Raw genomic sequence first — 13,745 nt, forward strand, 5'->3', positions numbered from 1 at the left:
GCGCGGATGCAGCAGCACGACTGGCCCGCCGAGTACGCCGAACTGACGGCGGCCGGCCGGCATGCGCCGCTGCCGCCCGCGGACCTCGACCGGCTCGCGGTCGCCGCCTTCGTGCTCGGCCGCGACGCCGAGGTCGCGGCGTACCGGGAGCGGGCCTACGAGGAACACCTGGCCCGCGGCGACGTGGTGGCCGCGATCCGGAGCGGGTTCTGGCTCGGGTTCCACCTGCAGCAGCACGGCGAACTCGCCCGGGCGGCGGGATGGCAGGCGCGGATCGAGCGGCTGGTACCCGAGGACGACCCGCAGCTCGCCGGGCTGGTCGCCATGGCCGACGCGGCGCTGCGGATGAACTCCGGTGACGCGGCCGCGGCCCTTCCCCTGTTCGAGCAGAACATGGGCTGGGCGACCGAGCCGGACGCGATCGTGCTGGCCGCCCTCGGCCGCGGGAACTGCCTGACCATGCTCGGCCGCGGCGCCGAGGCGCTCAAGGCGCTGGACGAGGCGATGGTGCACGTCACCGCCAGTCAGGTCCGCCCCGAGGTCGCCGGAATGGCCTACTGCTCGGTGATCGCGCTGTGCATGAGCCTCTACGACATCCGTCGCGCCCAGGAGTGGACGCAGGCACTCACCGGCTGGTGCGATCAGCAGCCAGGCCTCGTGCCGTACCGCGGGACCTGCCTGGTGCACCGCGCGCAGATCCTGCAGTACCGCGGGGCCTGGTCCGATGCGGCCGACGCCGCCGCGGACGCCTGCCGTCGGTTGCCGGCCGGCGCGGTCGGCTCCGCCTGGTACCAGCTGGCCGAGGTGGAGCGGCAGCGCGGGCAGTACGCCGCCGCCGAGCGCGCGTACGTCGCCGCGGCCGCGGACGGGACGGACGTGCAACCGGGGCTGGCGCGGCTGCGGGCCGCCCAGGGCCGGCTCGACGTGGCCGTCGCCGGGCTCGAGCGCGCGCTGGCCGAGGACGCCTTCTCGGCGGCCCGTCCGATGCTGCTCGCCGCGCGGACCGAGCTGGCCATCACCTGCGGGGACCGTGAGACGGCGCGCAAGTCGGCCGCCGAGCTGAACGAGCTGGCCCGCGCGGACTCGCCGTACCTGCAGGCGCTCGCGGCGTACTCCGAGGGCGCGGTGCGGGTCGCGTGCGGCGACCCGAAAGGCGCGATCCCGTCGTTGCGGCGGGCTTGGTCGTTGTGGCAGCGGCTCGAGATGCCGTACCAGGGTGCGCAGACCCGGCTCCTCGTCGCCCAGGCGTGCCGAGCACTCGGCGACCTCGACGCGGAGCAGATGGAGATCGACAGCGCGCGAGCCGTGTTCGAGCGGCTCGGTGCGACGGTCGAGCTCGCCGCGCTGGAGCCCGGCCGCAGCAGCGGGCTCAGTCCCCGCGAGCTCGAAGTACTGCGTCTGCTGGCGACCGGCGCCACCAACCGGGCCGTCGCCGATCAGCTGTTCCTCAGCGAGCGAACGGTCGCCCGTCACGTCAGCAACATCTTCGCCAAGCTCGGTGTGAACAGCCGGGCCGCGGCGACGGCGTACGCCTACGAGCACGGGCTGGTTGGGTAGAAATGACCACTCGCCGTCCGCGGGATTGGCGTGGTCGGTTGATGTACGGGTCCGCCCCGCCGCCCTAACTTGAGGGTTATGGACAGGGTCGGAACAGTGGTGATCGGCGCGGGACAGGCCGGGCTGGCGATCGGGTACTACCTGCACAAGGACCGCGAGGACTTCGTCGTGCTCGACGGCCACGAACGCGTCGGCGACTGCTGGCGGGAACGGTACGACTCGCTGCGGCTCTTCAGCCTGCCGCGGTACGCGAGCCTCCCGGGGCTGCGGATCGGGACGCGGGACTGCCCGAGCCGCGACGAGATGGCCGACTACCTCGAGCAGTACGCCGTCCATCACAAGCTGCCCGTGCGGACCGGCGTACGGGTGACGCGCGTGTCTCGGGACGCCGAGGGCTTCCTGGTCGAGACGACGGCCGGCGACTGGCGGGCGGACAACGTCGTGGTGGCAGCCGGGATGCACAGTGTGCCGCGGTGGCCGTCGTTCGCGGATCAGCTCGACCCGTCGATCGAGCAGCTGCACTCGCTGGAGTACCGGAATCCGTCGCAGCTCGCGGACGGAACCGTACTGGTCGTTGGTGCGGCCAACTCCGGGACCGATATCGCGCTGGAGGCCGTGAAGACGCACCGCACGCTGCTCGCCGGGCGGCACCCGGGCCAAGTGCCGGTCGACATCGACTCCGCGGCGGGCCACTTCTTCACGCCGATCGTGATGTTCCTGTTCAAGTACGTGCTCACCCGCGGTACGCCGATGGGCCGCAAGGCGATCGCGAACGCGCTGCACAACGGGCTGCCGCTGACCCGCAACAAGCTCGAGCACCTCGACGCGGCCGGGATCGAGCGGATCGCTCGCATCGCGGGGGTCCGCGACGGCAAGCCGGTGACCGCCGACGGCGACGTCCTCGACGACGTCCGCACAGTGGTCTGGTCCACCGGGTCGGATCCGGACCACGGGTGGATCGACCTGCCGGTGTTCGACGACGCCGGCCGGCCGCGGCACGAGCGCGGCGTGTCCACCGACGTGCCCGGGCTGTACTTCCTCGGGCTCGACTTCCAGTACGCGATCGCGTCCGCGGCCATCCAGGGCGTGGACCGGGACGCCCGTTTCCTGGTCAAAGATCTCGGCCGCCGGAAAGTCGCCCGGGCGATACCTGTGGACAGCCGGTAGCATCACCCGCTGGAATGGGTGCGTGGCTGGGCGTGGGTCAGGGTGAGTGAGCAGACGGTGAGTGGCGGCGACGGTGGGCCGACGGCACTCCGGATCATGCTCGGCGGGCAGTTGCGGCGGATGCGTGAGTCCGCCGGGATCAGTCGCGCCGACGCGGGCTGGCAGATCCGGGCCTCGGAGTCCAAGGTCAGCCGGATGGAACTCGGCCGCGTCGGCTTCAAGGAGCGCGACGTCAGCGACCTGCTCGAGCTGTACGGGATGGCCGACGAGCAGGAGCGGTTCCGGTTGATGGAGCTGGCCCGGGCGGCGAACAACCCGGGCTGGTGGTCCCGGTACGGCGACGTGATGCCGAGCTGGTTCGCGAACTACGTCGGGCTCGAGGTCGCCGCGACGCTGATCCGGACGTACGAGGTGATGTTCGTCCCGGGCCTGCTGCAGACCGAGGAGTACGCGCGCGCCGTCGTCCAGATGGGCAAGTCGTTCCTGCCGCACCAGGAGGTCGACCAGCGGGTCGAGCTGCGGGTGACCCGGCAACAGATCCTGACCCGGCCGAACCCGGCCCGGATCTGGGTCGTCATCGACGAGTCGGTGCTGCACCGGCCGGTCGGCGGCGAGGACGTCATGCGGGCCCAGATCGAGCATCTGCTGAAGTGGTCGCAGCAGCCGAACATCACCCTGCAGGTGATGCCGTTCAGCAGCGTCGGGTACCCCGGCGCCGGCGGCGCGTTCAGCCTGCTGCGGTTCGCGGACGGCGACCTGCCGGACATCGTCTACATCGAGCACGCGGCCAGCGCGATGTACCTGGACAAGATCGAAGAGGTCGACGAGTACGTCGCGATCATGGAAGGGCTGACGATCTCCGCGGCCCCGGTGTCCTCCACGGAGGGCCTGCTGCTGCAGGCCCTCGCGCGGATGTAGCTCAGGCGACCTTCAGGTCGACCTTGATGTTGCCGCGGGTGGCATTGGAGTACGGGCAGACCTGGTGTGCCTTCGCGACCAGGTCCTCGGCGGCCGCGGTGTCGAGCCCGGGCAGGCCGACGACCAGCGCGACCTCGAGGCCGTAGCCGGCGCCGCCGTTGATCGGGCCGATGCCGACCTCGGCGGTGACGGTCGAGCCGTCAACGTCCAGACGGGCCTTGCGCGCGACGACCTTCAGCGCGCTGTGGAAGCAGGCCGCGTAGCCGGCCGCGAACAACTGCTCGGGGTTGGTGCCGTTGCCGGTGCCACCCATCTCGGCCGGCGGCGCGACCACGACGTCGAGCTTGCCGTCGTCGGTGGCGACCTTGCCGTCACGGCCGCCGTCGGCGGTGGCGCGGGCGGTGTACAGAACCTTCTCGACAGCGATTGTCATAGCTGGTGATCTCCGTATCGGATTCAGCGGGTGGGGTCGAGCAGGAGCTTGCCGACGGTCCGGCGAGCTCGCATGTCTTCATGGGCGGTGGCGACGTCGGACAGCGCGTACTCGCCGCCGACGATCGGGCGCAGCTCACCGGCCGCGGTCAGGTCGAACAACTCGGTCAGCGGGCCGCCGAGCAGCTGCGGCTTCGCGAAGCAGTCCGCCAGCCAGAAACCGGCGATCGTCTTCGAGCCCTTCATCAGCCGGCTCGGGTCGATCTGCGCGGCCGGCTGCCGGGACGCGGCACCGAAGGTGACCAGGCGGCCGAAGCGGGCCAGCGCGGCGAACGACTCGTCGAAGGTCGGGCCGCCGACCATCTCGAGCACGATGTCGACGGGCTTGCCGCCGTTCGCCTCGAGGACACGGTCCTTCAGCCCTTCCGGCGTGCCGTCGATCGCGGCGTCGGCGCCGAGCTCGAGGACCTGCTTGCGCTTCTCCTCGGTCGAGGCGGTCGCGATCACCCGGCCGGCGCCCCACAGCTTCGCGAGCTGGACGGCGAGTGAGCCGACGCCACCGGCACCGGCGTGCACGAGGACGGACTCCCCCGGCTGCAGGTGCGTGGACGTCTTCAGCAGGTGCCACGCAGTCGTGCCCTGTAGGACGAGGGCGAGTGCCTGACCGTCGGTCACGCCCTCCGGCACGTCCCACGCGTACGGCGCGTGCGCCACCGCCTTCTCGGCGTACCCACCGGAACCGACCAGCGCGACCACCCGGCGACCGTCGGCCGTGTGCCCGACGACCTCACCGCCCGGGATCAGCGGCAACTCGGTCTTCGACAGGTAGCTGTTCTCGACCTGGTGGGTGTCCGCGTAGTTGATGCCGGCGCGGTCGACCGTGATCAGGACCTGCCCGTCGCCGGCGACCGGCTCCGCGACATCGCTGACCTTCAGGACCTCTGGCCCGCCGAACTCGGTGATCTGAATGGCTCGCATACACCGTACTATACACTGTACGTTAGGAGCATCGGAGGGAGATGGGTCACATGGCGCGGACGCCACGCAACACCCTGAGCGCCGACCTGATCGTGCGGACCGCGCTCGAGCTGATGGAGGCCAAGGGCACCGACGCGTTCAGCCTGCGCGGAGTCGCCGCCGAGCTGGGCGTCGGCCCGATGGCGCTCTACACCTACTTCCGGAACAAGGACGATCTGTACGACGCGGTCCGCGATCACCTGATGGGGCTGCTGCCCGACGTGCCGCCGGAGGTCGCGTGGCCGGACCAGGTGCGGGCGGTGTGCCGGTCGCTGCGGCTGCTGATGCTGCAGCATCCTTGCCTCGCGCAACTACTCGCGAGCCGGCCGTTGAGCGGGCACGAGACGGCCCGGGTCGCCGAGGGGCTGCTCGGCGTCCTGCGCTCCGCCGGTTTCGACGCGGAGACGGCCGCCCGCACGCACACCACCCTCTTCACCTACGTCCTGGGCGCCACCAGCTGGGAGATCCAGATGGCCGCCGAGCGCCGGGACCCCGAGGCGTGGCGCCGGCTGCGAGCGACCATGGAGTCTCTCTCGGCGCGCGACTTCCCCTCGGTCGTCGAGCTCGCCCCCGAGCTGGCGCGCACCACGGGCGGTGACGAGCAGTTCGACTACGGCCTCGACCTGCTGCTGGCGGGGCTCAGAACACCATCGTGACGATGGCGAGGACGCCGATGCAGACGATCAGCGCCCGCAGCGCGATCGGCGGCAGCCGGCGGCCGTAGCGGGCGCCGATGAAGCCGCCGACGGTGGACCCGCCCGCGATCAGGGCGGCGGCGAGCCAGTCGACGTCGGAGACGATCACGAACAGGATCGCGGCGACGGTGTTCACGACCGTGGCCAGGACGTTCTTCAGGCCGTTCATCCGCTGCAGGTTCGAGTCCAGGCCGAGGCCCAGGATCGCCATCAGCAGCACGCCTTGCGCGGCGCCGAAGTACCCGCCGTACACGCCGGTCGCGAAGACCGCCGGGATCACCCACCACGCGCCGCGGTGCAGGTGCGACGGCGCGCTGATCCACTTCGACAGCCACGGCTGGAACGCGACCAGCAGGCAGCCGAGCAGGATCAGCACCGGCACGACGGCGTGGAACGCGGAGTCGGGCAGGGTGAGCAACAGCACTGCCCCGACGATGCCGCCCGCGAGCGAGGCCGGCACCAGCCGGAGCATCCGCCCGCGCTGCCCTTGGAGCTCACGGCGATAGCCGATCGCGCCCGCCGCCGTACCGGGCGCCAGGCCGACCGTGTTGCTGACGTTCGCCAGCACCGGAGGGATGCCGACGGCAAGCAACGCGGGGAAGGTGAGCAGCGTGCCCGACCCCACCACGGCGTTGATCGTTCCCGCGCCCATCCCCGCCAGCAGGACGAACACCGCCTCGAACCATGTCATCGCTGAAGAACTCTACGCACCTGACCGCTCAGGTGCAGATCTGTCCAGCCGTTGAGCAGCACGAAGCCCTCCCGGATCACTGTGTCCGGGAGGGCTTCGTGGTGGTTCAGCGCTGCGGCGGCTCGGCGGCCGGCGGAGCCTGCGGCGGCAGGTCCTGGGTGGGAGCCGGCGGCGGGACGGCCGGGGTCGACGGCGCGGCCTGGGTGCGGCTGCTCACCGCCGCGGACTCGGCGGCCGCGATCGCCTCGCGGACGGCGTTGTCGGCCTCCGCCACCGCGGATCCTCCGCTGCCGTTGCCGACACCGGCGGCGTCGAGCTCGGGCACCTCGCCGTTCTGCAGCTGCGGCGCCTCCCAGTTGCCCTCGGCCTGCTGCGCGATACCGGCCACCTGGCCGACCGCGCTGCCGAGACCCTTGAGCGCGTCGCCGATCTCGCTCGGCACGATCCACAGCTTGTTCGCGTCGCCCTGGGCGATCGACGGCAGCATCTGCAGGTACTGGTACGCGAGCAGACCCTGGTCCGGCTTGCCCGCGTGGATCGCGTTGAAGACCGTGGTGATGGCCTGCGCCTCACCCTGTGCCTTCAGGATCCGGGCCTGCCGCTCGGCCTCGGCGCGCAGGATGCGGGACTGCTTGTCACCTTCGGCGGTGAGGATCGCGGACTGCTTCTGACCCTCGGCGGACAGCACGGCCGACTGCCGCATACCTTCCGCGGTGAGGATCGCGGCGCGCTTGTCGCGGTCGGCGCGCATCTGCTTCTCCATCGAGTCCTGGATCGACGGCGGCGGGTCGATCGAGCGCAGCTCGACCCGGTTGACCCGGATACCCCACTTGCCGGTCGCCTCGTCCAGCACGTAGCGCAGCTTCTCGTTGATCTCCTCGCGCGACGTCAGCGTCTGCTCCAGGTCCATGCCGCCGATGATGTTGCGCAGCGTCGTCATGGTCAGCTGCTCGATCGCCTGGATGTAGTTGGAGATCTCGTACGTCGCCCGCACCGGGTCGTTGACCTGGAAGTAGATGACGGAGTCGATCGACACCATCAGGTTGTCCTCGGTGATGACGCCCTGCGGCGGGAACGCGACCACCTGCTCGCGCATGTCGATGGTGTAGCGGACCTTGTCGACGAACGGGGTCAGCAGGTTCAGACCCGGCTGCAGGCCGGTCTTGAACTTACCGAACCGTTCGACGATGCCGACGGTCTGCTGCTGCACCACCCGGACGGACTTGATGAGTGTGACGATCACCAACAAGGCGACCAATGCCAGCACTACGAGGAACGCGGTCACTCGACCCTCCACTCGACAGAACGCTCAGGACGGACAGTCTTCCGTATGGACGGGCCATCCGGCGTGCCGGTTCCCGGCGCGTCGGGAGGTACTGCCGCCTGTCTCCGACAGTACTGCGCGCAGCGGACCACTCCACGTCAGGTCTGCGGCGGATCGTTCGGCGTCGGCGGCTCGGTGCTGTCGAGCTGGTGGTGCAGCGGTTCGCCGACCGGGTAGACGACCGCGGTCGCGCCGTCGATCGACATCACCTCGACGCGGGTCCCCGGCGCGATCGTCGACACCTCGTCGTACGGCCGGGCCGTCCAGAGCTCGCCGCCGAGCCGGATCGAACCGCCGCCGTCGGGGTGGATCTCCTTGACCACGGTCCCGGTGCGGCCGATCACGTGCGCCGAGCCGGTCTTCAGTTCCTGGCCGTGATGGATCTTCCGGACGATCATCGGCCGGATCGCGGCGAGCATCGCGGCCGCGGTGATCAGGCCGACGACGATCTGCAGCCAGAGCAGGCCCGGGAAGAACGCCGCCACGCCGGCCGCGGTGAGCGCACCGGCGGCCAGCATCAGCAGCGTGAAGTCGAGCGAGGCCAGCTCGGCCAGACCGAGGACGGCGGCGATCGTCAGCCACGCCGCCCACATGTTGTCCCGCAGCCAATCCATCATTTCCCAAGCCTATCCACGTCGGGGGCACCCAGCAGGTGTTTCGACGCGTCACCGGCCCGCCGGGATCCGGCGTCAGAGGGCGCGGGCGGTGTAGCGGCCGTCCTCCTGCTTGAGGGTCAGGGCGAGGTCGAAGGTCTCGCTGAGGTTCTCGGCGGTGAGGGCCTCGTCCATCGGGCCGGCGGCGACGATGCGGCCCTGCTTGAGCAGCAGGGCGTGGGTGAAGCCGGGCGGGATCTCCTCGACGTGGTGGGTGACCAGCACCATCGCGGGCGCGCCGACCGCGGTCGCGATCGCACTCAGCGAGCGGACCAGCTGCTCGCGCCCGGTCAGGTCGAGACCGGCCGCGGGCTCGTCCATCAGCATCAGCTCGGGGTCGGTCATCAGCGCCCGGGCGATCTGCACCCGCTTCCGCTCCCCCTCGGACAGCGTGCCGAACGTCCGGTCGGCGAGGTGCCCGATCCCCAGCTCGGTCAGCAGCGCCGCGGCCCGCTCGTGATCCAGCTCGTCGTACTCCTCGATCCAGCGGCCGAGCACGGCGTACGACGCCGAGACCACGACGTCGGACACCCGCTCGCCCTTCGGCAACCGGTCCGCGAGCGCGGCGCTGGTCAGGCCGATCCGCGGCCGCAGCTCGAAGACGTCGACCGCGCCCAGCACCTCACCGAGCAGGCCGGCCACACCGGACGTCGGGTGCAGCTGTGCGGCCAGCACCTGCAGCAGGGTCGTCTTACCGGCGCCGTTCGGCCCGATCACCACCCACCGGTCGGCCTCGTCGATCGTCCAGTCGATCCCGTCGACCAGCCGCGAGTCACCGCGGACGATCGTCACCCCGGCCAGCTCCACCACTGCAGTCATGCTCAAAACCTAAGGGGTCGCCCTTGCCGATCGGTTGCCGGGTGGTGCGAGACTTGCGGGCGTGCTGACGACCTCCGCCTCGGTTCGGTTCACCGTGTGGACGAACGCGATGCTGACCGGTGCCTGCGATCCCGACACCGCCGCGCAGAAGATCCTCGGTGACGACGTCGGTCACCACGTGGCCGGCCTCGCCGGCCACCCCGAGCCGGCCACGCTGCCGGTCGCGCTGAACCTGTTGCGCGCCGCGGGGACGACGCAGGCGCATCTCGCCCTGCCGATCCCCGGTGACCCGATCGGCCTGGCCGGGCCGCCGCCCTTCAACGAGGCCGCGCTGGAGACCGGCGAGGCCGTCGTCCTCACCGGGCCGGAGCTCGGGCTGGTGCCGTCGTACGTCGGGCCCGCGGTGCAGTGGACCGTGCTGCCGGCGGCATCGCCGCTGCCCGCGGACTTCGGTGAGGCGGATCGCGGTCTGCGGATGGCGCTGATCGACGCGGCCGAGTCGCTGGCCGCGCTGGACGTGGCGCGGTGGAAGCCGGAGGTCGCGGACGCGCTGATCGACATCCGCAAGATCGGGCGCGGGAAGGGCGACGACCTTGCTCCGGGCTACGAACCGCGTGCGGTGAAGGCGGCCGCGACGGCGCGGCGCTGCCTCGCGATCGCGGACGCGGCGCTCGAGGACGACGGCGCGGCGGTGACGGGCGCCGAGGCCGACGCCCGGCGGCGGGCGCTGCTCGAGCTGGCGGCCGCGGCCCGGCGGGCGTTGGTGGCCGCCTGCGCACCACCCGTGCACGCCTGAGGGCGTTCCCCGTTCGCGCCTGGGATGTGGACCGGACACCGGACGGTCATCTCATGTGGGTAGCGTTCGGGTGAGATGACTGATCTGGGTGAGGTTGAGAAGGCGGCGGCCGACCGGCCGACGTTGCTGGTGACGTTGACGGGGACCGACCGGCCGGGGCTGACGTCCGCCGTGCTGGCCACGCTCGCGACCCGCGGGCTGGACGTGATCGACGCCGAGCAGGTCGTCCTCCGCGGCCGGCTGATCCTCGGTGTGCTGCTCACCGCGCCGCGTGACCACAAGGACCTGAAGGACGAGCTGAAGGCGCTCGCGAACGTCCTCGACGTCGACATCTCGGTGAAGAAGGGCGTCGGCGACAACGAGCCGCGGCGCCAGGGCCGCAGCCAGGTGACCGTGATCGGCCATCCGCTGTCGGCCGCCGGGCTGGCCGCGGTCGCCGGCCGGATCGCCGACACCGGCGCGAACATCGACCGGATCAGCCGGATGGCGCGCTACCCGGTGACCGCGATGGAGTTCGCCGTCTCCGGCGCCGATCCGGACGCGCTGCGGACCGTGCTCGCCCAGGAAGGCGTCCGGCAGGGGCTCGACATCGCCGTCCAGGACGGCGGGCTGTACCGGCGGGCCAAGCGGCTGATCGTGATGGACGTCGACTCGACCCTGATCCAGGGCGAGGTCATCGAGATGCTCGCCGCGCACGCCGGGCGGCTCGCCGAGGTCGCCGCCGTCACCGAGCAGGCGATGCGTGGCGAGCTGGACTTCGCCGACTCGTTGCGGCACCGGGTCGCGGCGCTCGAAGGGCTGCCCGCGAGCGCCCTCGACGAGGTGTACGCCGCGATCGAGCTGGCTCCCGGCGCGCGCACGCTGGTCCGGACGCTGAAGCGGCTCGGGTACCAGTTCGCGATCGTCAGCGGCGGGTTCAGCCAGATCACCGACAAGCTGGCCGCCGAGCTCGGCATCGACTACGCGATGGCCAACGAGCTGGAGATCGTCGACGGCAGGCTGACCGGCCGTGTCGTCGGCGAGATCGTCGACCGGCCCGGCAAGGCCACCGCGCTGCGCCGGTTCGCCGAGCGGTCCGGTACGCCGCTGACGCAGACGGTCGCGATCGGCGACGGCGCCAACGACCTCGACATGCTGGCCGCTGCCGGTCTCGGCGTCGCGTTCAACGCCAAGCCGGTGGTCCGCGCGGCCGCCGACACGCACCTGAGCGTTCCGTACCTGGACACGATCCTCTACCTGCTCGGCATCACCCGCGAAGAGGTCGAGGCGGCGGACGCCGACACCCCGGCCTGACCGCGCCGATACGGCAGGATCGGCGGTATGGACCTCACCCGCCGACCCGCCACCCTTGACGACGCAGATGCGATCCACCGGCTGATCGCCGCCGCCGAGCAGCTCTGGCACGGACAGACCGATCGGGTCCCGGACGCGATCGCCGCCGACCTGCGGCGCCCGCTCATCGACCTCGATCTCGACACCCGGGTGATCGAGGCACCGGACGGGGAACTCGCCGGCTGGGCCTGGGTCCACGGCGGGCGCCGAGCGCAGATCGACGTGCATCCGTCGTACGTCGGTCGTGGCCTCGGGACCGAGCTGCTCGACTGGGCGGAGGGCCGCGCCCGCGAACACGGCAGCGACTGGCTGGCGCAGACGGTCGACGACGCGGACAAGGCCGGCACCGGCCTGCTCCGGGCCCGCGGGTACGAGGTCCTCGCGACCAACTGGCTACTCGAACGGCCCGTGACCGGCGACGCACCGGTCCTTCCCGAAGGCGTCACGCTGCGGCCGTTCGCGCCGGGTGACGCGCGCGTGGTTCACCAGGTCGTCCAGGACGCGTTCGACGAGTGGCAGCCGCGGCGGCACGAGTACGACGAGTGGGCCGGGACAAGCATCGAGCGCTCCAGCTTCGACCCCGAGCTGTCACCGGTCGCGGTCGCCGGCGACGAGATCGTCGGGGCCGTCATCAGCCTCGAACTCCCGGACTCCCCCGACGGCTACGTCGACCAGGTCGCCGTACGGCGGGACTTCCGCGGCCAAGGCCTCGCCCGGGCGCTGCTCACGTACGCCGCACTGGGCGCCGGGCAGCAGGGCAAGCAGACGCTGACGCTCTGGACACACTCCGGGACCGGGGCCCTGGCGATGTACCAGCGCCTCGGCATGTCCGTCCGCCGCAGCACGACGGTTTGCCGTACGGCGCTCCGAGCTGTTGACACACCACCGTGAGAGCGCTCACATTGACCTCATCCACCGCCCCTGGAGGTCGACATGCGTATCCGCCCCCTCGCACTCGCCCTGGCCGTCCCACTGCTCGCCCCGCTGATCGCCGTGCTCGCGATCGGCGGCGCCGCGGAGGCCGACGTCCCGACTCCGCCCGCCGGCTGGAGCACGGTGTGGAGTGACGACTTCAACGGGCCCAGCGGCAGTCTGCCGTCGGGCTCCAACTGGATCATCGACACCGGCCACGGCTACCCGGGCGGCCCCGGGAACTGGGGTACCGGCGAGATCCAGAACTACACCAACAGCCCGAACAACGTCTCGCTGGACGGCGCCGGCAACCTGCGGATCACGCCGCGCCGGGACGCGGCCGGCAACTGGACGTCGGCGCGGATCGAGTCCCAGCGCGGCGACTTCAAGCCGCCGTCCGGCGGGATCCTCGCGATCGAGAGCCGGATCCAGATGCCGAACGTCACCGGCGACGCCGCGCTCGGGTACTGGCCGGCGTTCTGGGCGCTCGGGTCGCCGTACCGCGGGAACTACTGGAACTGGCCGGGCATCGGCGAGTTCGACATCATGGAGAACGTCAACGGGATCAACTCGGTCTGGGGCGTGCTGCACTGCGGCGTGAACCCCGGCGGCCCGTGCAACGAGACCACCGGCCTCGGCGCCAGCCGCGCCTGCCCGGGCTCCACCTGCCAGTCCGCGTTCCACACGTACCGGTTCGAATGGGACACGTCGGTCTCGCCGAACCAGTTGCGCTGGTCCGTCGACGGCCAGCAGTTCCACTCGCTCAGCCAGAGCCAGTTCCCGGCCGACACCTGGTCGAACATGACCTCGCACGCCGGCTACTTCGTGCTGCTGAACGTCGCGATCGGCGGCGCGTTCCCGGACGCGCTGAACGGGCCGACGCCGCGCGCCTCGACCGTCCCGGACCGGCCGATGGTCGTCGACTACGTCGCGGTGACCGCGAAGGGCGGCGGCACGACGACTCCCCCGACGACTCCCCCGACGACGCCGCCGGGCGGCTCCTCGGCGTACAGCACCCTGCAGGCCGAGTCGTACACGCAGCAGTCGGGCATGGGCCTGGAGACCACGACCGACACCGGCGGCGGCCAGAACCTGAAGCAGATCGGCAACGGCGACTGGGCGCTGTACCGCGGGATCAACTTCGGCAGCACGGCGGCGACACAGTTCGTGGCGCGGGTCGCGTCCGGCGCCGCGGGCGGCGTCAGCGGGCTCGTCGAGGTCCGGCTGGACAGCCGCAGCAACGCGCCGATCGGCAGCTTCGCGATCGCCAACACCGGCGGCTGGCAGTCGTGGCGAACCGTCCCCGCCAACATGGCGTCCGTGACCGGCACACACGACGTCTACATCACCTTCACCAGCGGCCAGCCGGCCGACTACGTCAACCTCAACTGGTTCACGTTCGGCCACTGAGGGATCTAGCACCTATTCTTCG

The 13,745-nt window shown here is 71.3% G+C and carries 14 protein-coding genes; 8 read left to right on the forward strand and 6 right to left on the reverse strand.

Annotation, left to right across the window (positions count from 1 at the left end; all coding sequences use genetic code 11):
• Window positions 1-6 precede the first annotated feature (6 nt).
• The 3 genes from ABZW60_RS21575 to ABZW60_RS21585 all read left to right on the forward strand — a co-directional run bounded on the left by ABZW60_RS21575 (window position 7) and on the right by ABZW60_RS21585 (window position 3,642).
• Window positions 7-1,557 (forward strand): response regulator transcription factor, encoded by a 1,551-nt coding sequence (locus tag ABZW60_RS21575; RefSeq protein ID WP_355479395.1) that lies wholly within the window; start codon window positions 7-9, stop codon window positions 1,555-1,557.
• A gap of 78 nt (window positions 1,558-1,635) precedes the next feature.
• Entirely contained in the window at window positions 1,636-2,724 is a 1,089-nt protein-coding gene (locus tag ABZW60_RS21580) for an NAD(P)/FAD-dependent oxidoreductase (protein ID WP_355479397.1), read from the forward strand.
• 96 nt (window positions 2,725-2,820) lie between these two features.
• The gene (locus ABZW60_RS21585) at window positions 2,821-3,642 is read left to right on the forward strand and encodes a helix-turn-helix transcriptional regulator (RefSeq protein WP_355480486.1); all 822 of its coding nucleotides are present in this window, start codon (window positions 2,821-2,823) and stop codon (window positions 3,640-3,642) included.
• Window position 3,643: 1 nt separating this feature from the next.
• Here ABZW60_RS21585 and ABZW60_RS21590 read toward each other — a convergent pair whose 3' ends face one another.
• Together ABZW60_RS21590 and ABZW60_RS21595 are read right to left on the reverse strand one after the other, a co-directional pair.
• Window positions 3,644-4,075 carry an organic hydroperoxide resistance protein gene (locus tag ABZW60_RS21590; protein ID WP_355479399.1) on the reverse strand — a complete coding sequence of 144 codons (432 nt, stop codon included), beginning with the start codon at window positions 4,073-4,075 and terminating at the stop codon, window positions 3,644-3,646.
• 23 nt (window positions 4,076-4,098) lie between these two features.
• Window positions 4,099-5,052 (reverse strand): zinc-binding dehydrogenase, encoded by a 954-nt coding sequence (locus ABZW60_RS21595; RefSeq protein WP_355479401.1) that lies wholly within the window; start codon window positions 5,050-5,052, stop codon window positions 4,099-4,101.
• Window positions 5,053-5,102: 50 nt separating this feature from the next.
• Between ABZW60_RS21595 and ABZW60_RS21600 the strand changes: the two genes are divergently transcribed.
• Window positions 5,103-5,747 (forward strand): TetR/AcrR family transcriptional regulator, encoded by a 645-nt coding sequence (locus ABZW60_RS21600; protein ID WP_355479403.1) that lies wholly within the window; start codon window positions 5,103-5,105, stop codon window positions 5,745-5,747.
• Here the strand turns inward: ABZW60_RS21600 and ABZW60_RS21605 are convergent.
• The 4 genes from ABZW60_RS21605 to ABZW60_RS21620 all read right to left on the reverse strand — a co-directional run bounded on the left by ABZW60_RS21605 (window position 5,731) and on the right by ABZW60_RS21620 (window position 9,273).
• On the reverse strand, window positions 5,731-6,477 hold the full coding sequence (locus ABZW60_RS21605; protein ID WP_355479405.1) for a sulfite exporter TauE/SafE family protein: 747 nt from the start codon (window positions 6,475-6,477) through the stop codon (window positions 5,731-5,733). The two genes, ABZW60_RS21600 and ABZW60_RS21605, sit on opposite strands and share 17 nt — an antisense overlap.
• A gap of 106 nt (window positions 6,478-6,583) precedes the next feature.
• Window positions 6,584-7,762 carry an SPFH domain-containing protein gene (locus tag ABZW60_RS21610; RefSeq protein ID WP_355479407.1) on the reverse strand — a complete coding sequence of 393 codons (1,179 nt, stop codon included), beginning with the start codon at window positions 7,760-7,762 and terminating at the stop codon, window positions 6,584-6,586.
• A 137-nt stretch (window positions 7,763-7,899) separates the two neighbouring features.
• Window positions 7,900-8,418: an NfeD family protein gene (locus tag ABZW60_RS21615; protein WP_355479409.1), complete on the reverse strand. Its 519-nt coding sequence runs from the start codon at window positions 8,416-8,418 to the stop codon at window positions 7,900-7,902.
• A gap of 72 nt (window positions 8,419-8,490) precedes the next feature.
• A complete protein-coding gene (locus tag ABZW60_RS21620) occupies window positions 8,491-9,273 on the reverse strand; it encodes an ABC transporter ATP-binding protein (protein ID WP_355479411.1) in 783 nt (260 codons plus the stop codon).
• Between the two features lie 61 nt (window positions 9,274-9,334).
• Between ABZW60_RS21620 and ABZW60_RS21625 the strand changes: the two genes are divergently transcribed.
• From ABZW60_RS21625 to ABZW60_RS21640, 4 genes are all read left to right on the forward strand, one after another.
• Complete coding sequence (locus ABZW60_RS21625; RefSeq protein ID WP_355479413.1) at window positions 9,335-10,069, forward strand: hypothetical protein; 735 nt, start codon at window positions 9,335-9,337, stop codon at window positions 10,067-10,069.
• A 75-nt stretch (window positions 10,070-10,144) separates the two neighbouring features.
• On the forward strand, window positions 10,145-11,362 hold the full coding sequence (gene serB, locus ABZW60_RS21630; protein WP_355479415.1) for a phosphoserine phosphatase SerB: 1,218 nt from the start codon (window positions 10,145-10,147) through the stop codon (window positions 11,360-11,362).
• Between the two features lie 27 nt (window positions 11,363-11,389).
• A complete protein-coding gene (locus tag ABZW60_RS21635) occupies window positions 11,390-12,292 on the forward strand; it encodes a GNAT family N-acetyltransferase (protein WP_355479417.1) in 903 nt (300 codons plus the stop codon).
• A 42-nt stretch (window positions 12,293-12,334) separates the two neighbouring features.
• Window positions 12,335-13,723 (forward strand): glycoside hydrolase family 16 protein, encoded by a 1,389-nt coding sequence (locus ABZW60_RS21640; protein WP_355479419.1) that lies wholly within the window; start codon window positions 12,335-12,337, stop codon window positions 13,721-13,723.
• Window positions 13,724-13,745 lie beyond the last annotated feature (22 nt).

Source organism: Kribbella sp. NPDC003557, assembly GCF_040610805.1.
Classification (GTDB): Bacteria; Actinomycetota; Actinomycetes; order Propionibacteriales; family Kribbellaceae; genus Kribbella.

Bases quoted from the DNA above. Each gene is read 5' to 3' on its own strand.
- ABZW60_RS21575 (WP_355479395.1), top strand. From the start codon at position 7: ATGCAGCAGCACGACTGGCCCGCCGAGTACGCCGAACTGACGGCGGCC.
- ABZW60_RS21580 (WP_355479397.1), top strand. From the start codon at position 1,636: ATGGACAGGGTCGGAACAGTGGTGATCGGCGCGGGACAGGCCGGGCTG.
- ABZW60_RS21585 (WP_355480486.1), top strand. From the start codon at position 2,821: ATGCTCGGCGGGCAGTTGCGGCGGATGCGTGAGTCCGCCGGGATCAGT.
- ABZW60_RS21590 (WP_355479399.1), bottom strand. From the start codon at position 4,075: ATGACAATCGCTGTCGAGAAGGTTCTGTACACCGCCCGCGCCACCGCC.
- ABZW60_RS21595 (WP_355479401.1), bottom strand. From the start codon at position 5,052: ATGCGAGCCATTCAGATCACCGAGTTCGGCGGGCCAGAGGTCCTGAAG.
- ABZW60_RS21600 (WP_355479403.1), top strand. From the start codon at position 5,103: ATGGCGCGGACGCCACGCAACACCCTGAGCGCCGACCTGATCGTGCGG.
- ABZW60_RS21605 (WP_355479405.1), bottom strand. From the start codon at position 6,477: ATGACATGGTTCGAGGCGGTGTTCGTCCTGCTGGCGGGGATGGGCGCG.
- ABZW60_RS21615 (WP_355479409.1), bottom strand. From the start codon at position 8,418: ATGATGGATTGGCTGCGGGACAACATGTGGGCGGCGTGGCTGACGATC.
- ABZW60_RS21620 (WP_355479411.1), bottom strand. From the start codon at position 9,273: ATGACTGCAGTGGTGGAGCTGGCCGGGGTGACGATCGTCCGCGGTGAC.
- serB (WP_355479415.1), top strand. From the start codon at position 10,145: ATGACTGATCTGGGTGAGGTTGAGAAGGCGGCGGCCGACCGGCCGACG.
- ABZW60_RS21635 (WP_355479417.1), top strand. From the start codon at position 11,390: ATGGACCTCACCCGCCGACCCGCCACCCTTGACGACGCAGATGCGATC.
- ABZW60_RS21640 (WP_355479419.1), top strand. From the start codon at position 12,335: ATGCGTATCCGCCCCCTCGCACTCGCCCTGGCCGTCCCACTGCTCGCC.